The following is a 16,015-nucleotide window of genomic DNA, read 5'->3' on the forward strand; positions in this document are numbered from 1 at the left end:
TTCATCTCGTATGGTTTCAGAGACGCTCCTCGGGGTCGGGATGCACGCGGGTGCGTTATTGAGGGTAAGTATCCGGGAAATGCTCTACCACGCCCCGGACGCCGTGGACGCTTTCTGCCACGATCCGCGCAGCCCTCCGGCAAGCGGCGGTCTCGACTTTCCCCCAAAAGTGCACGATCCCCTCGGTGACCATGACTGTCACATCCATTCCTTCCAGACCCGTGTTCTCGCCGAGCCGAACAAGGATGCTGCGCCGAATGGCTTCGTCGCCCGCTGCCGTCTCGTCCTGCCTTGCTGAAAAAATTGCCTGCAACAGATCGGCGCGGCTGACGATGCCGACCAGTTCTCCGCCACGCATTACCGGGATGCGCTTGATGCCGCGTTCCTGCATGAGCCTTGCAACCTGCTTAACGGGCGCATCCTCCTCGATTGTAACGGGGTTGGCCGTCATGACGTCGCCAACGCGCCACGAGCATCGCCTTACAAAGGCATTGGCTCGGTCATCGGCTTCAAGCGCCATGTCGGCCACTAACACGGATGCTTCACTGCAGAGTTCCGTCCGCCGGATCAGGTCGCCCTCGCTGATGACGCCCAGCAAGTTACCTTCATCGTCAACGACAGGTATGCCGCTGACATGATGTTCAAACATGAGCTTGGCCGCCTGTCTGACGCTGTTGTCAGGCGACAGTCTAATGACCTTCGTCGTCATCACATCTTTGACAAGCATATATGCCAAACTCCAGGAAGCAGCCCTCGGTCAATAGCGAAACAAAGCTCAACCTGCTTCAAGCCATCCCACAAAAATCCCGAGCTAACTCAAGCGAATTCACGCCGGATGGTGCCTCCAACGTCACCGCCAACTTGGTCGAACGAGACGATAAACCAAAAAAAAGCGACCGGCATTGACCGCGGTCAATAAACACATCAACGGCTAGGAAGCGCACCCGGTCGCCTATAGTTGACAGAGATCAATGCTCGAAAGACAGTGTTGCTGTATGTGCGATCAGAGACTGGGACCGCTCTCCGTTTAAGCCGAGGAGTAGACTGAATGCCTCAGCCGACCATCCCGTCACTTGCAGACGCCCTCGCCTATTCGCTCGACGCCTGGCAGCGTTCTATCCTGTTCCTCGACGTCATGCGCGAGCGTGGTCAACAGTACAAGGAACACAGCGCGCAGACTGCTCCGCACGTTCTGAACTACGACGCGGAACTCGTCGTCGACGGTCGCACACTCGACAAACCCGTCAACTATGCGCTCGCCCGGATAATCCCGCCGGAAGGCGTCGTTGTCGATCGGCTGAAGCGGCCCTTCGTCGTCGTCGATCCGCGCGCGGGGCACGGGCCCGGTATCGGCGGCTTCAAGGCCGACAGCGAGATCGGCGTCGCGATGAAAGCCGGCCATCCGTGCTATTTCATCGGCTTCCTTCCTGAACCGGTGCCCGGCCAAACGATCGAGGACATCGCCCGCGCCGAAGCGATTTTCCTCGAGACGGTTATTGCCCGCAATCCGGACGCCGACGGCAAGCCTTGCGTGATCGGCAACTGCCAGGCCGGCTGGGCGGTGATGATCCTCGCATCGCTGCGCCCGGAACTGTTCGGTCCGATCATCATCGCCGGAACGCCCCTTTCCTATTGGGCTGGGGTCAAGGGACAGTATCCGATGCGCTATTCCGGGGGCCTGCTTGGCGGCGGTTGGCTGACGGCGCTGACCAGCGATCTCGGCGCCGGCATATTCGACGGCGCCTGGCTGGTCCAGAATTTCGAGAATCAGAACCCCGCCAACACGCTCTGGACGAAGCGGTACAATCTCTACTCGAAGATCGACACGGAGGCCGAGCGCTACCTCGGCTTCGAGCGTTGGTGGGGCGGTCATGTGACGCTGAACGCCGAGGAGATGCAGTTCATCGTCGATGAACTCTTCGTCGGCAACAAGCTTGCTGCAGGCGAGATCCGCACCTCCGATGGCACGGCCATCGATCTGCGCAACATTCACTCTCCGATCGTGGTCTTCTGCTCAAGGGGCGACAACATCACTCCTCCGCAACAGGCGCTCGACTGGATCCTCGACCTTTATGACAGCGTCGATGAAATTCGAGCGCATGGCCAGACAATCGTCTATGCCGTGCACGAGAAGGTAGGTCATCTCGGCATCTTCGTCTCAGCCGGCGTTGCCCGCAAGGAACACGACGAGTTTGCATCCAACATCGACTTGATCGACGTGTTGCCGCCCGGCCTCTACGAGGCAGTGCTCGAACCTGCGAGCGAGGTCGTGGACGGCAGGACACTGGTCGACGGTGAGTGGGTAATGCGCTGCGAAGCCCGAACGCTGGATGACATCCGCGCCCTCGGTGGGAATGATATCGAGGATGAACACCGCTTTGCCGCTGCGGCAAAGCTCTCGGAGATCAATCTCGCCCTGTATCGAACCTTCCTACAGCCTGCGGTCAGGGCCATGGTCACGCCGACGTTTGCCGAAGCCATGCGCCGCATGCATCCGCTACGCCTGCAATACGAGTTCTTCGGTCCGGCCAATGCCTTCATGACCTGGATAAGGGCGGCGGCGGAGCATGCCCGTGAAAACCGCAAGCCGGCAGCCGCCGAGAATCCGTTCCTAGCGCTTCAGGAGAATATGTCGCGGCAGGTCGTCGACGGCCTAGAGGCGTGGCGCCAAGCGGTCGAACGCCTTTCGGAGGAAACCTTCCGTACCGTCTATGGCTCGGCCGCCCTGCAGGCAGCGCTTGGCATCGACAGCAAATCCAACCGGCCTCGGAAACCGGCGAAGAGCCATCTGCACGATGAAGTCGTAAACCAACGGATCGCTTCGCTCAAAGCCGAGATCGCCGAGGGCGGGCTCCGCGAAGCTATGGCCAGGGCCTTGCTGTTCGTCGGGAAAGCCCGCGGCGGCGCCGACGAGCGGGGGTTCGAGGCTATTCGCCGGTTGCGCCGCGCCCATCCGAGCGCAAACCAGTTGACGCTTCCTCAGTTCAAGGCGCTGCTGCGCAAGCAGTACTTCATATTGCTGATCGATGAGGAAGCGGCGCTCGCTGCAATTCCGAAGCTGCTGCCGGAAGACCCCAATGAGCGGCGTCCCGCCTTGGATGTCCTGCGCGACGTGCTGGAAGCATCCGGAGCCATTACCGGGCCGGCCGCCGAGCGAATGCAGCGCATAGAGCGATTGTTCGGCTTTGGAAGCGAGCCGGTGCCGTTCGTGGCGCGCAAGACTCCACAGGAGCGCAAGACGTCCTGATCCAACCTGAGGGGACCCACAAGTGTCCGAAGTGACTGAACTGACGGCGGAGCCGTCCAAGTACGACCGCTTGATCGCCGCCGCGCAGGCCGAAACGCCCGCGGTGACGATCGTCGCCCATCCCTGCGACGAGACCTCTTTGCGCGGCGCCCTCGAAGCGGCGGAAATGGGGCTGATCAAACCAGTGCTCGTGGGACCGGAAGCGAAGATCCGTTACGTGGCGGCGGAGCACGGACTTGAAATCGCCGACCGGGAGATCGTCGATGCACCCCACAGTCACGCCGCCGCGGCCAAGGCGGTCGCGCTCATTCGCGAAGGCAAGGGTGAACTCTTGATGAAGGGAAGCCTTCATACCGACGAACTCATGCATGAGGTCGCCTCCTCTGCCACCGGCCTCAGGACCGACCGGCGGATCAGCCACGTCTTTGTCATGGACGTCCCGGGGCATCCAGAGACGCTCTTCATCACGGATGCGGCCATCAATATCTTCCCGGACCTTGATGCCAAGCGCGACATTGTCCAGAACGCAATCGATCTCTGGGTGACGATCGGGCTCGGCGAGCCGCGGGTCGCGATCGTTTCGGCCGTGGAGACAGTCACCGCCAAGATCCCATCGACGATCGAAGCGGCGGCGCTCTGCAAGATGGCCGAGCGCGGCCAGATCACCGGCGGGCTGCTCGACGGACCGCTGGCGTTCGACAACGCGATCGATCCGGAGGCGGCCCGGATCAAGGGCATCAGCTCACCAGTTGCCGGCCATGCCCAGATCATTGTCGTGCCGGATCTGGAGGCAGGTAACATGCTAGCGAAAAACCTGACGTTCCTTTCCCATGCCGATGCGGCCGGCATCGTGCTCGGCGCGCGCGTGCCGATCGTACTGACGTCGCGAGCAGATTCAGTGCGGACGCGCCTCGCTTCCTGCGCGGTCGCCGCACTCTTCGCAGCGCGGCGCCGCGCCATGCAAGTCGCGGCGGTCTAGAGCCATGGACGCGATCCTCGTCGTCAACGCCGGTTCGTCGAGCCTCAAGTTCCAGGTCTTCGGCATCCAAGGCGCCAATCTCTACCGCCAGGTGCGTGGCCAGATCGGCGGTATCGGTACGCGACCGCGGCTGCAAGCGAAGGGTGCCGACGGGAGCGCGCTTGTCGATCGGAGCTACGCCGCAGAAGCCGTTCGCGATCTGCCAGCCGCAATCGCGGCAGCACGTGAATGGCTGGTTACGCTCGAGGGATTCGAGCTACGCGCGATTGGTCACCGCGTCGTGCATGGCGGCCCCGACTTCGCGCAACCCGTGCTGATCGATGCAATCGTCCTCGACCGTCTCGCTAGTTACCAGGATCTTGCGCCATTGCACCAGCCCAACAATCTTGCGCCGATCCGGCTTGCCATGGAGATCAACCCGGACGTGCCGCAGGTCGCCTGCTTCGACACCGCCTTCCATCGCGGACACCCCGATCATGCCGATTGCTATGCGCTGCCGCGAGCGTTTTACGATCAAGGCGTGCGGCGCTACGGCTTTCACGGGCTTTCCTACGAGTACGTCGCCGAGCACCTTCGCAAGGTCGCGTCCGAAGAGGCGTTCGGCAAGGTCATCGTCGCGCATCTTGGAAGCGGTGCATCGATGTGCGCGCTGCGCGACGGCCACAGCGTCGAGAGCACGATGGGCTTCACGGCGCTCGACGGCCTGCCGATGGGCACAAGGCCGGGCCAGCTCGATCCCGGCGTCGTGCTCTATCTCATTTCGGAGAAGGGCATGAGCGCCGACGCCGTCTCCGAACTCCTCTATCATGAGGCCGGTCTCAAGGGTCTTTCCGGCATCTCGAACGACATGCGCGAACTTCTGGCGAGTGATGACCCGCGTGCCTCCCTCGCGATCGAGCATTTCGTCCATCGCTGCAGACTCAACGCCGGCATGCTGGCGGCAGCGCTCGACGGCATCGACGCCTTTGTGTTCACCGCAGGGGTCGGCGAGAACTCAGCGCCGATCCGCGCGTGGATCGCCGAGGGCCTCGCCTGGCTTGGCGCGGAACTCGACCCGGCGGCGAACGACGCCGGCGCGGCGCTGATTTCGACTGCGGCGAGCCGCGTCAAGCTCCTGGTTGTCCCGACCGACGAGGAACTGATGATCGCGCGCCATACGCTGGCGCTCATCCGCAGCAGCGCTTCCTGATCAACGGAGATACACCCATGTCAATTCCCGCCGCGAAAGCCAAGTTGCTTGACGGCCGCAAGGGTCTCATCGTCGGCATCGCCAACGAACGCTCGATCGCCTGGGGGTGCGCGCGCGCATTCCGTGCTTTCGGAGCGGAATGCGCGGTCACCTACCTCAACGAAAAGGCGAAGCCCTATGTGGAACCGCTGGCGCGCGAGCTCGAGGCGCCGATCTTCCTGCCTTTGGATGTTGCCGTGTCCGGCCAGATCGAGGCGGTCTTCGAACGCATCGCAGAGACCTGGGGAGAGCTCGACTTCCTGGTCCACTCGATCGCCTTTTCGCCGAAGGATGCGCTCGGCGGGCGCGTGACCGACGTGCCGCGGGATGGCTTCCTGGCGACGATGGAAATTTCCTGTTGGTCCTTCATCCGCATGGCGCACCTCGCCGAACCGTTGATGAAAAGGGGCGGCACGCTTTTTACCATGACCTACCACGGCTCTCAGGTCGTGGTGGAGAACTATAACATCATGGGCGTGGCCAAGGCCGCACTCGAGAGCGCCGTGCGTTACATCGCCGCCGAGCTGGGGCCGAAGGGCATTCGCGTTCACGCGATCTCTCCAGGCGCCCTTGCGACCCGCGCCGCCTCCGGCATTCCCGAGTTTGATGCGCTACTGGAGAAGACGAAAGCGAAATCGCCGACCCGTGACCTGGTCGATATCGATGACGTCGGTGTTGCGACCGCGTTTCTTGCGCATGACGCCGCACGGCTCATCACCGGTCAGGTGCTCTACGTCGATGGCGGCTATCACATCATCGATTGACATCAGGCAGCCGTCTCAAGGGAAGCATTGAAGATCCGCTTTATGCCTCCGTTGTCCCACTTTCGCTCATTGTCCCGTTCCAGGCGGTAAGAGAAAGAGCGTGAGGGCGAATATGGCGTAAACGGCCAGGGCCATCACGCCCGCGTACCATGCCGCGTGCCCACCATTGGACAAGAGAGTTGCCGCCATAGTGGCGATTAGCATCATTGCGACCGCGCCCGGCCAGAATTGCAGGGACATCGGTTCCGGTCCTATGAAATAGCTGACGAGCACCAGGACAGGCGCGACGAAGAGAGCGATCTGCGCTGCACTGCCGAGGGCGATGCCGACGCTCAGGTCGGGACGATTGGCACGCGCGGCCGAGAAGGCACTGGTCATCTCCGCGGCTCTCCCCACGAGCGCGACGACAATAAAGCCGACGAAGGCGGGCGTCATCCCGAGATGCTGCGCGGCGACTTGCACGGAGCCTACGAATATCTCGCTGATCATCGCGACCAATAGCGCGACGACAATCAGCACGACGATCCCCACCGGAAGCGGCCATGATTTCTCGTCGACATCGGCATGGCCGGCACTCGCAAAGAGCTCCCGGTGCGTCCTCAAGGAAAACAACATGCCCAATGCATGGACAGCGATGAGAAGGACCGCCAATCCCAAGCTCAGCTTCTGAGAGAAGGCAACTGCGGGGGTCCGACCCACTTCGCTGATCAGGGAAGGAACCAGAATTGCGATCGTCGCCAGGAATAGCAGGCTCGCCTGGAAACGTGCGTTCACCCGATTGATTGCCGGTTTCGACCAGACTGCATTCGTCCCGCAGCATTACTGTGCCCGCTGCGGCTACGATTTGCGTCGCGCATCGATCATCGCCATGTGTCCAGCGGCAAAACGGCTCGACCGGTGCATCGACGATATTCGCGGACTGGATTCAATGAGTGGCTCGCCCCTCCGGCGGCGCCCTCGTTCGGCGTCTTCTGAGCATACCCAGCCGTGTTGGCCTTTATCCGAGGACGATCCTGACCAGCCTGTCCACATCGGCGCGCACGCGTTGTATCGAACGGCTTACAGGCGACCCCAGTGACCGGCTGATGGATGATTACGATGACGGGGCAGTTGGCCAGTGGCGACGTCTGATTCCGCCGGCGGGTGATCACAGCGCGCTGATTGGGCCGCTCGCGGATGCTCTCGTGCGAAAAAGGGGGCGGCCGATTGCGACCAACGACCGTTGGCCGACTGTGGACCTCGCAGACATGCTTAGAGCCTACGGCCAGAGCTAGTGGTGAAAATCGCGCCTGGTACCCGGACCGGAATGCCGATCTGAGTGGAATCGGGAATTTGGTGGATACAGTCCTGAAAGGCGGCGTTTGCGGACAGGAGCCGTCACTGCTCCCTGCCGCAACTCCTTCCTGCTGTCCCGGCGAAGATAAGTTCCGGCCACATCCTAAAACGGCCGGCTACGTCGTGCAGAAAGAAGGTTTGCGGGGCGTGGTCGTTTATCTTTAAGCGATTATTTCAGGTTCGGTATCAAGCAGTCGCTGCTCGGTTTCGGGCGATGATCTCTTCGCGGGCAAGCTTGTCGTCGGCTGCCATAAATTCCCGCATCAGGGCATTGCGATTGCCGGGCGCACGACAGCTCGATCGACCGGAGGAGGTGCCGCGCTCCTCTCGGACAAGGGCGGGTGAAAGCTCGGCGCCGCTCTATCCGCCGCGGGCAACCATTCGCGTCAGCGCAGCTCTGCCGCGATCGAACAGGACCTTTCCCCCTGACCTCCTGCCACGCGATGGCTTTGCTGCAGTCGCTCCCGGCACCGTCACAACCCAAAAATCCGGAACGACGCGCGGGAAACCGGGCTCACCCGGCCGCACCCGGCCCCTGCCCCCGAGTGTGCGGAAGGCCGAGCCGTAACGCTCGGCCGTCAGCAGCGGCACGGGACGGTCCCACTTCAGCATTGCGGCGATCAGCATGTCGGCCAGCGCCCAGGCCAGCCAGTTCGGCCAAACCCTTCGAAGAAATGCTGGGTTTTCGACCGCCCAGCCTTCTGTAGCCAAAAACACCTTTCCGGCCGGCCCAGGATCGTCGCCCGCAGCGGTAAGCAGCACGGCATCGCGCAGCGCCTTTTCGTCCTCGGTGCGGTCGATCAGACCCGCATTTCGCCGCCTGCTGCCGGCGCCAGAACCTTTCAGCCCTCCCCCCGGATCCGCACCTCGTCGGCCTCTACATCACCGCCTGCGCCTCCGGCACGGCGGAACGCGGCATGAGGGCCAATTCCGTCTCCACGATCGAGCGGCGCCTCTCGGCCATCGGCTGGAACTGCGCCCAGCGCGGCATGCCGCTCGACCGCGAGGATCGCGCAATTGCAACCGTGCTCGCCGGCATCCGCAACCGCCACGCCGCCCCGCCGCGGCAAAAGGAGGCCGTGTTGCCGGCAGACCTGATCGCCATGCTGGAGACGCTGGATCGCGGCACATTGCGCGGCCTGCGCGATCGCGCGATGTTGCTGATCGGTTTTGCCGGCGGCCTGCGCCGCTCCGAAATCACCGGGCTCGACCTTGGCCGCGACCAGACGGAGGACGGGCGGCTGGATCGAAATCCTCGACAAGGGGCTACTTGTGACACTGCGCGGCAAGACCGGCTGGCGCGAGGTGGAAATCGGCCGCGGCTCCGTCGACGCAACCTACCGGTCGTTGCCGTCGAGATCTGGATCAGGTTGGCAAGACTCGCCAAGGATCCCCTCTTCCGCCGTGTTACCGGAAAGGACAAGGACGTAGGACAGACCGCCTCAACGACAAAGAGGTCGCCCGCCTCGTCAAGGCGGCGGTACTTGCCGCCGGTGTTCGCGGCTATCTCAGCGAAGGCGAGCGCGCCGAAAAATTCTCAGGCCATTCTCTGCGCGCCGGGCTCACCTCTTCGGCCGAGGTTGACGAACGCTACGTTCAGAAGCAGCTCGGCCATGCCAGCGCCGAGATGACGCTACGATATCAGCGCCGGCGCGACCGCTTCCGTGTCAATCTCACCAAAGCAGCCCCTCCCCTTCCGGCCTGGCTAACTCGTCAGCGTCTGTGCTTGCTGTCCCGCAAAATATCGAGGCCACGCCGATACTTTTCCGCATCGCCGCCGGTTTGATCAACCTGCCAAAGATTGTCCTCCAGGTCGGCTTGCTTGACGGGAAGGGCTAAAGGATTGGAGGCCGCGCGCCTGACAAGCTCGTCGTCGGACTCGCCCGACCGCCGCGTCAAAGCGTCAACAGCAGATATGATCGGCGAAGGAAAGCCTTCCTCCTTTAGCCGGTCGAGCGTCCACCCTCTTCCCTTCTCAACGATATCATGGAGATAGGCGATCGTTCGTGCCTCGTCACCGGAAACGAGGAGCGCGACCCGCTGGCAGTGCTCGAAGTAGGGTCGACCAACTTTGTCTGCCTGGCCCTCATGTGCCTCGAGAGCGACCTGAATGGCATGATCGAGATGCTGCATGGCATCACGGCCCTTCGGTCTTCTTGATCTTCTGCCGCGACGGCTTTTCTCCCGTCGTTATCTCTACCTCCGGCACAGCGGGCTTGGGGGACGGTGCGTTGTTGGGCTTTTTCCTGGCACGTGGAGATTTTCCGCTGCCCAGATCTATATCGCCACTCCCTTCCGCACCCTGAAGTGGGGCAGCATCAGCCCGATCGACTTCGTCCAGCTCTTGCGGCGTCTCGTGGTCGCTGTTGCCACCCAATTCTTCGCAGGCTTGTTGCCAATGTCGCAGGTTCGCCCCCTCTTGACGCCCCTCGCTCTCCCAAATTTCGTAAGCGCGACGTCGGATCTGCTCGTGCTTGTTAGCGACCATGATGCTTTCCTCCGAAGGCAATGGGCTCGTTTCGATAAGATGTAGAGAGGATTGTGGTCGCGTCGATACCGTTCGTCACAGAGCCGATTATTTGTGGAATCCGGCAGCTGAAAGGCCCTCCCCGGCCAAGTATGAAGCCGTTAAGCCAATCTACGTGCCGGTTTTTCAGCTTAGAGCTTCAACTGAAATCGGGAAGTAAAAGCCACAGCGCGAGCGCGGTGCCGGCGTCGGACATGGGTCGCAGCAGGCTCTGGGCAATTTGCAAGCGACTGAAATCATTGTTAATACTTCTTTACTCGGAAGCTATTTCCCAATTATCTTCCGTCACCCGGACGCCGATCTCCGCGGCACCTTACTATCGATAGGGATCAAGTATCGATAGTAATGATCCCCGCTAACCTCGCCTAGCGACCAATGCATTTCCTCAATTAGTCCATCGCGACGGGCAGACTACGCAGTCATCTTTTCAATATTCAGCGGACCAATAAAGCAAATATTGTTATGAGTTTAAGAGTATATACTTCTATACTTCATCAGACCGGCGTGAGCATGGCCGCTATTATACCTTTCGAAGCAGACACCAATGGCCACAACTTCAGTGTCAATATTGGATGCAAGCGCATTCCGCACAGTCCGTGTCAATGACCTCGTTGGCCCGCTTGGTCCACAGATCACTTGCACCCTGCGACGCGGCACCGGAACAGGCCTGAACGGAGGGGATTTTTAAGTGGGCATGTTACAGCTCTGCATTCCGCGGACGTTGCCAGCCTGACACCCCACGAGAACTGCCGACGGTAGACGCGTCTGCATCTCATCAGGCCATCGAAGGCTGCTTCCCAGACTTCATGCAACCCGGCCAGCCAAAAAACCGCAGTGTGCGATGAACGCTTTCTTCACTTAGCGGCATCGATGTTCGTAGCAGCGAAGCGCTCACGGAGCCACTTCGCAGCTGGCCCGCAAGCGCGTTGCTTGTGCCAAATCATTTCCAATGCGACGGGAAACTGTCCGTCGCCAAACTGCAGCGCCGGAGTAACAAGATCCGGTGCATACGGTGAATATGCGATGACGTGGTCAGGAACAAGCGCCCAGCCGATGCCTTGCCTGACCAATTGCAATATGACCCACTGACTCTCCACCCACCAGACTTTCGCGGCCTTTCGCAAGCGTTGTTTTTCCGGACCCCCGTTCCGAACGGCAACCATGATCTGGCGATGGCGCTTGAGGTCCTCCCAGTCTACGAGAGCGTTCGCCAAAGGGTGATCCTTTGAGCACACCATTTTCAGCCGAACCCAGCCAAGCGTCCGGAATCCAAGCTCAGCAGGCGGTGCCTCCTGGCGCCACGTCACGCCAATATCGGCCTTTCCATCCATCACGAGGCGGCCCACGTCTTCCATCATCGGAAATAGGACCTCGAGTTCGACATGCGGAAAACAAGACGCAAATTCCGAGAAAACCACGCCCAATTCGCGGTCAGGGTAGAGCTCATCGATTGCGGCGACCAGGCGTGTCTCGACATGAGCCTCGAAGCTGCTGGCGACCCCGATCAGGTGTTCTCGACGGTCCAGGATCACCTTGGCTTCGAGCAGGAGCCGTTCCCCAGCCGATGTAAGTGAAGGAGTCCGCCCCGACCGGTCGAAAAGCTGGAGACCAAGATCCTCCTCGAGATTTGCGACTTGGGTGCTGACGGCTGACTGCGCTTTTCGCAAGGCACGGCCCGCGGCAGAGAACGAACCGTGTTCAGCGGCCGCAACGAAGGCTTCCAATTGATCCATGGATACGGACATCTATCTAGAATCCAGATACCACCTAACTTGCTTCACCCCATCATGCAGATAGAAACGGCGCGGTCAACGCAGCATGAGAACGGAAAGTTTCCATTTGGCCGGGGCTTTCCGTGCCGAATAAGTAATGGTGGCGGAGTGTGTGCGCGAACGGGCACCGATAGGCGAAGCATATAGGCGCCCTGCCGTGTCGGGGCTGTCGCCCATCAGACGAATTGCAAAGACAGCTTGTTCCTATCTCGGTTCTGCCAATTTCGTGGAGATGGAAAATGGATGCGAAGTCCGTAATCGCGAGAGCGCATATCAGGAATCAGGTTTTGACCGGGGGGCTTGCTGCCGGCTCGGGAATAGACGTAACGGAGATTGCCCAGGCCTTAAAAATCAGTGCGGTCCCCGTGAGGGAGGCGCTAATCCGCTTGGCGGAGCGACGTTTCATTCGCGGCGGTGCGAAGCAAAGCTATCACGTTCACAAGCCCTCGCAGCACGAACAACTCGATGCGCTCACGTGGGCGCGATCGCTCTTTCAGAAGGCGGTACGAAAATTCCTGCTGCGAGAGGACCGAGAGTTCCTGATCGCGAGCATTCAGGCCGCTGCGGCGGAAAAGGACGAACTCCATCCCTCCGTATTTTGTTTCCGTCTCGTCGACGCCATTGGGAAGTTCAGCCTTTCGGGAATCGAGTATCTTCTGTTCTCGATAGCACTGGACCATCTGTTGCTCACCCCGCCCATCGAGTGTGAGGCGGAATTCACCGATCTAAAGGCGATCGTCCATAGGATAATTGAGCTTATCGTCGGTGCCGGCGATGTCGAGGAGATCTCGACGCAGGTCAATCAGATGTCTTCCACGGTGGAGCGGATGATATCGCTTGCCCACACACAGAACGCAGCCAAACTCGTTTTCAAGGAGAGCTGAGTGAGGCAGTGCCTCTGCAAATTCCTGCACTCACCCGCTCTCCAGCTTCGACCGGAAGCCAAAGCCAGGGTGCTGTAACGACTGGTCCGGCATTGGCGCCTGAGCGTGACTGCTGAGATAGATCTCAACAAGCGCGTTCCCATCGGGCCGCGCAGACTTCGTGAGCACCGATCCGCGTTTTACCAGCCATCCTTCAAAAATCCGCTTTCCGGGACGGCACGGTCTCGCCACACGCCGACGAGATGGTGCGTCCCGGCGAGAACGCATTTCTCCACTTCCGGCGAGAGTTTGATGAAGTCCCGCAGAAAGATCAACGATCGGAGTTCGACCGAGAGGACGTGGTATGGAAGGCTCGATAGGTCCGCTCTCTCCCCATCCTGTATCTCATCATAGCCTTCCAGGAATGCGCTCCACAGTTCGGACTTGAGCGCGGACGGCTGTTGAAGACCGGTCAGCCACCAAGCGACGTTGGCAACATCTGCCACCGGATCTCCAACGGAGGTGTGCTCGAAATCGAAGAGCGTTACTTTGGAGCCGCTAAAACGGCCGTTCCCTGGCCAGGCATCGCCGTGTCGGATGGAAGTCTTGCCAGAGCTGGTCGGCTCGCCGCGATCTGCCCATTGGGCGGCCGCACGTTGGACCAGCGAAATCTCTTCCGCCAGTTTTGCCGTGGCGGTCAGGTGGGTTGCACGCTCCACTCGCTCGAACTTCTCGGTTACGGGAATGGCGTGCAGTTTCCCAAGCGCCCGCCCGAATTGCCTCAACCGACCGGCTGAATCATCGTACGGATCTCCCGCCGCGACGGTGGTCGCAATTCCATAATAGCGCTCGCCATCCCACACGAAGGCGGTTCCCGCATGTTTCGGACCCATGAATGGCTTTGCTGCGATGGATGGGTCGTGCCCCGCGATGCATTTCAAGATCATCGCCTCGCGTTTTAACTCGAGGGACGAGTGGAGACCTTCCGGGGACAGTCGAAGATAGAAATCGCCTTGCTCGCAGTGGCCGGCGAGAGTCTTATTCACTCCGTTGAGCACGAGTTCCAAATGAAGCTCACCCTGCCCCAGAACCTTGGCCAGGGTGCGCTCGGCATTACGGAGGTCTTCAACGTCACGCATGTGCGCTCTCCCGAAGGAAGGCTTCCAGATGTAAGATCGAGCAAATGTGGTGCAGAAGCTCAAAAGACTTTGTGTCGTAAAACCGCTCAACATCCGTTCGAAATTGTTGTGACAGGACGATGTCGAGGTCATACACCGCCATATCTCGCGCCAACATCTTGATTTCGTTTTCTTCCTTCAGCAATCCAGCAATGTCACCGTCAAGGAAATTTTCCTTCTGATAGTTCCGGAAGAACGGTGTCCTCGGGATCGAATGTTCGATGTAGGATAGGAGTAGCGCCTTTTCAAAGCGAAGCTCCAACGGCAGCGCGTGACAGAAGCGAACCAACGGGACGTTGCACAGCGGATAGAGCGGCCACAGGCCTTCTTGCATGACCAGCGGCGTGTGACGTGCCATAGCTGAGAGCGCCGATATCCTGCTCGGTGCCACCGCGACCGCGCTCCAGAGCGGTGCCTCAGCCAGCTCCCTCGCTGATTTCGTCAGGCAACTCAGGAACTGACCTTCGACGAAGCTCGGATCCGGCCCGACCGCATCCCGCAGCCGATCGGTTTCAAATTCCTCGCCTTGAAACGTCGGGAAGAGTTCGTCGCCGCCATGGCCACTGATGACAGTGTCTGCTCCGGCGCGTCGGGCACCAGCCCACAGCTCTTGGAATGCCGCGTAGTAGGATTCGCTCTGGTAGTAGAGGCTCGGAAATCGCGCCAGTTTCGCGTAACTCGGCAAGTAATCCCGCATCCATAAGAACCGGCAATTCGCGCGACACGCGGAGGTAACAGCGGCGATGCGCTCCTTCTGGCTTGCAGAAAGGCTTGGATTGGGCACGAGGATCGACAGATGACCAGCACCCTGCCCAACGCGTCTCGCAAACGACAACGCGACGGCCGCCGAATCGTAGCCCCCGCTCAGCTCAATCGCGGCCGCGGCTGGCACAAGCGCTCGAGTATTCCAGACGTCCTCCAACAACAGGCTGAACTCGGATAGAGCGCGTCCCTCGTCGATGTCGACGGCCGTGTCGATGTCGGGGTCTGGTGGTCCCGGCCCCGTTATCGTGGGCGAGCCGCCGTCCCAGTTGATGGCTGAACAGGGCGGCATCATGGCGACACCATGATAGGGGGTGCGGGTCGTATAGACCGCCCGATATGCAGCATGAATGAGAAACTGTTCGTCGAAGCGTTTGCTCGACCGACCACGAGCAAGTGTCAGGATGTCCCAGCTGCCCGTTAACTTCGTCCCCTCTCCGGAGACGTAGATCGGGCAGGTTCCGTTCGATCCCGACAGGAGCCTTACACGGGTCCCGCCGGCGCTGTAGGAGCATTCGATCGCGAAGAACTCGTTCGGAAATCCGACGATTTCGCGAAAGACCTTTTCGAAGGCTGCTTCCGACAACATCTCTCCGGAAGGAGGGATCGTGCCGGAGCCTTCCTGACTACCGCGTTCATAAACGACGATCAGCCAGCGGCCTTCGGCCAAGAAGAGCTCCATCAATATCGCTGAATGCGAAAAAGCTTCAACAAACGATCGATCACCCAAACGGCACATCGTCCCATTCAGGAGCGGCGCGCGGGGGCACTCATGCAGCTGCAGCTCGAAGGTGACCATGGCAAGCCTCCGCGCGCCAGTATCAGTAGCGGAAGCGGTTGCTGTCGCCCTGCATCACAAATTTGGTGGCGCGGGCTATCCGCTTGATGCGCTTCAGGGGCGCGATCGACCTGAAGGTGATCATGGTCTTTCCTTTCGATGACCGTTGCTGACGCCAGAATCTGCGGTTGCCCTCGCGATTATGTCCAAGTATTTCAGTTTATTTCTGAATATATCGGTATAAGCGGTTGTATTTGCACATACACCAGCCATTCCAGGGGTCTTGTCAGTGCGCGCGCTATAGCCGTCACTTCATTGCGCGGGACGTCGATCCGGTGGTCTCGAGGATCGAGCTTTAGCTTGCGGTTTTTTGGCAGGAGCCCCTGCCGAAGTAACGGGTTGCGTCCTGATCCGTTGAACAGCTCAAGACCAAGATCCTGCTCAAGATTTCCGACTGAGTGCTGACGGGCGACTGCGCTTGTCGCAGAGCCCGGGCCAAAACACCCGTGTTCCCGGCTGCAGAAGGCCTTCCGCCTGATCCATGCAAACGGCATCTATCTATCTAGCAGATACTATCTAACT

At 60.3% G+C, this 16,015-nt stretch carries 12 protein-coding genes and 2 pseudogenes; 6 read left to right on the forward strand and 8 right to left on the reverse strand.

The window, feature by feature from the left end:
- Nucleotides 1-55 precede the first annotated feature (55 nt).
- Nucleotides 56-727 (reverse strand): CBS domain-containing protein, encoded by a 672-nt coding sequence (locus tag ILFOPFJJ_RS26870; RefSeq protein ID WP_173513622.1) that lies wholly within the window; start codon nt 725-727, stop codon nt 56-58.
- 321 nt (nt 728-1,048) lie between these two features.
- Between ILFOPFJJ_RS26870 and ILFOPFJJ_RS26875 the strand changes: the two genes are divergently transcribed.
- Genes ILFOPFJJ_RS26875 through fabI form a run of 4 tightly spaced genes read left to right on the forward strand, consistent with a single transcriptional unit; the run spans nt 1,049 to nt 6,218 of the window.
- Nucleotides 1,049-3,247 carry a DUF3141 domain-containing protein gene (locus ILFOPFJJ_RS26875; RefSeq protein ID WP_173513623.1) on the forward strand — a complete coding sequence of 733 codons (2,199 nt, stop codon included), beginning with the start codon at nt 1,049-1,051 and terminating at the stop codon, nt 3,245-3,247.
- 22 nt (nt 3,248-3,269) lie between these two features.
- A complete protein-coding gene (locus ILFOPFJJ_RS26880; RefSeq protein ID WP_173513624.1) occupies nt 3,270-4,226 on the forward strand; it encodes a phosphate acetyltransferase in 957 nt (318 codons plus the stop codon).
- A 4-nt stretch (nt 4,227-4,230) separates the two neighbouring features.
- The gene (locus ILFOPFJJ_RS26885; RefSeq protein WP_173513625.1) at nt 4,231-5,415 is read left to right on the forward strand and encodes an acetate/propionate family kinase; all 1,185 of its coding nucleotides are present in this window, start codon (nt 4,231-4,233) and stop codon (nt 5,413-5,415) included.
- Between the two features lie 17 nt (nt 5,416-5,432).
- A complete protein-coding gene (gene fabI / locus ILFOPFJJ_RS26890) occupies nt 5,433-6,218 on the forward strand; it encodes an enoyl-ACP reductase FabI (RefSeq protein WP_173513626.1) in 786 nt (261 codons plus the stop codon).
- A gap of 66 nt (nt 6,219-6,284) precedes the next feature.
- Here the strand turns inward: fabI and ILFOPFJJ_RS26895 are convergent.
- Together ILFOPFJJ_RS26895 and ILFOPFJJ_RS36275 are read right to left on the reverse strand one after the other, a co-directional pair.
- Nucleotides 6,285-6,998, reverse strand: a pseudogene (locus ILFOPFJJ_RS26895) (calcium:cation antiporter family protein); the annotation flags it as partial.
- A 915-nt stretch (nt 6,999-7,913) separates the two neighbouring features.
- On the reverse strand, nt 7,914-8,264 hold the full coding sequence (locus ILFOPFJJ_RS36275) for a DUF1403 family protein (RefSeq protein WP_312032737.1): 351 nt from the start codon (nt 8,262-8,264) through the stop codon (nt 7,914-7,916).
- A gap of 98 nt (nt 8,265-8,362) precedes the next feature.
- On the opposite strand from ILFOPFJJ_RS36275, the pseudogene ILFOPFJJ_RS26905 reads away from it, so the two are divergent.
- Nucleotides 8,363-9,240: pseudogene (locus ILFOPFJJ_RS26905) on the forward strand (tyrosine-type recombinase/integrase); the annotation flags it as partial.
- 26 nt (nt 9,241-9,266) lie between these two features.
- Here ILFOPFJJ_RS26905 and ILFOPFJJ_RS26910 read toward each other — a convergent pair.
- From ILFOPFJJ_RS26910 to ILFOPFJJ_RS26920, 3 genes are all read right to left on the reverse strand, one after another.
- Nucleotides 9,267-9,686, reverse strand: coding sequence for an HD domain-containing protein (locus tag ILFOPFJJ_RS26910; protein WP_173513628.1), 420 nt, complete (start codon nt 9,684-9,686; stop codon nt 9,267-9,269).
- Between the two features lie 4 nt (nt 9,687-9,690).
- Nucleotides 9,691-10,041 carry a DUF2934 domain-containing protein gene (locus ILFOPFJJ_RS26915; RefSeq protein ID WP_173513629.1) on the reverse strand — a complete coding sequence of 117 codons (351 nt, stop codon included), beginning with the start codon at nt 10,039-10,041 and terminating at the stop codon, nt 9,691-9,693.
- Between the two features lie 893 nt (nt 10,042-10,934).
- A complete protein-coding gene (locus ILFOPFJJ_RS26920) occupies nt 10,935-11,825 on the reverse strand; it encodes a LysR family transcriptional regulator (protein ID WP_173513630.1) in 891 nt (296 codons plus the stop codon).
- Nucleotides 11,826-12,091: 266 nt separating this feature from the next.
- On the opposite strand from ILFOPFJJ_RS26920, the gene ILFOPFJJ_RS26925 reads away from it, so the two are divergent.
- On the forward strand, nt 12,092-12,736 hold the full coding sequence (locus tag ILFOPFJJ_RS26925; protein ID WP_173513631.1) for a GntR family transcriptional regulator: 645 nt from the start codon (nt 12,092-12,094) through the stop codon (nt 12,734-12,736).
- Nucleotides 12,737-12,915: 179 nt separating this feature from the next.
- Here ILFOPFJJ_RS26925 and ILFOPFJJ_RS26930 read toward each other — a convergent pair whose 3' ends face one another.
- Both ILFOPFJJ_RS26930 and ILFOPFJJ_RS26935 read right to left on the reverse strand, forming a co-directional pair.
- On the reverse strand, nt 12,916-13,854 hold the full coding sequence (locus ILFOPFJJ_RS26930; protein WP_173513632.1) for a phosphotransferase family protein: 939 nt from the start codon (nt 13,852-13,854) through the stop codon (nt 12,916-12,918).
- Nucleotides 13,847-15,454: an asparagine synthase-related protein gene (locus ILFOPFJJ_RS26935; protein WP_173513633.1), complete on the reverse strand. Its 1,608-nt coding sequence runs from the start codon at nt 15,452-15,454 to the stop codon at nt 13,847-13,849. Before ILFOPFJJ_RS26935 ends, ILFOPFJJ_RS26930 begins: the two co-directional genes overlap by 8 nt.
- Nucleotides 15,455-16,015: the final 561 nt, after the last annotated feature.

Origin of the sequence: Sinorhizobium psoraleae (assembly GCF_013283645.1) — a bacterium.
In the GTDB taxonomy this organism is placed as follows: Bacteria; Pseudomonadota; Alphaproteobacteria; order Rhizobiales; family Rhizobiaceae; genus Sinorhizobium; species Sinorhizobium psoraleae.

Excerpts from the sequence above, each read along its gene's own strand:
- ILFOPFJJ_RS26870 (WP_173513622.1), bottom strand. The coding sequence starts at position 727 with ATGCTTGTCAAAGATGTGATGACGACGAAGGTCATTAGACTGTCGCCT.
- ILFOPFJJ_RS26875 (WP_173513623.1), top strand. The coding sequence starts at position 1,049 with ATGCCTCAGCCGACCATCCCGTCACTTGCAGACGCCCTCGCCTATTCG.
- ILFOPFJJ_RS26885 (WP_173513625.1), top strand. The coding sequence starts at position 4,231 with ATGGACGCGATCCTCGTCGTCAACGCCGGTTCGTCGAGCCTCAAGTTC.
- fabI (WP_173513626.1), top strand. The coding sequence starts at position 5,433 with ATGTCAATTCCCGCCGCGAAAGCCAAGTTGCTTGACGGCCGCAAGGGT.
- ILFOPFJJ_RS26910 (WP_173513628.1), bottom strand. The coding sequence starts at position 9,686 with ATGCAGCATCTCGATCATGCCATTCAGGTCGCTCTCGAGGCACATGAG.
- ILFOPFJJ_RS26915 (WP_173513629.1), bottom strand. The coding sequence starts at position 10,041 with ATGGTCGCTAACAAGCACGAGCAGATCCGACGTCGCGCTTACGAAATT.
- ILFOPFJJ_RS26920 (WP_173513630.1), bottom strand. The coding sequence starts at position 11,825 with ATGTCCGTATCCATGGATCAATTGGAAGCCTTCGTTGCGGCCGCTGAA.
- ILFOPFJJ_RS26925 (WP_173513631.1), top strand. The coding sequence starts at position 12,092 with ATGGATGCGAAGTCCGTAATCGCGAGAGCGCATATCAGGAATCAGGTT.
- ILFOPFJJ_RS26930 (WP_173513632.1), bottom strand. The coding sequence starts at position 13,854 with ATGCGTGACGTTGAAGACCTCCGTAATGCCGAGCGCACCCTGGCCAAG.
- ILFOPFJJ_RS26935 (WP_173513633.1), bottom strand. The coding sequence starts at position 15,454 with ATGGTCACCTTCGAGCTGCAGCTGCATGAGTGCCCCCGCGCGCCGCTC.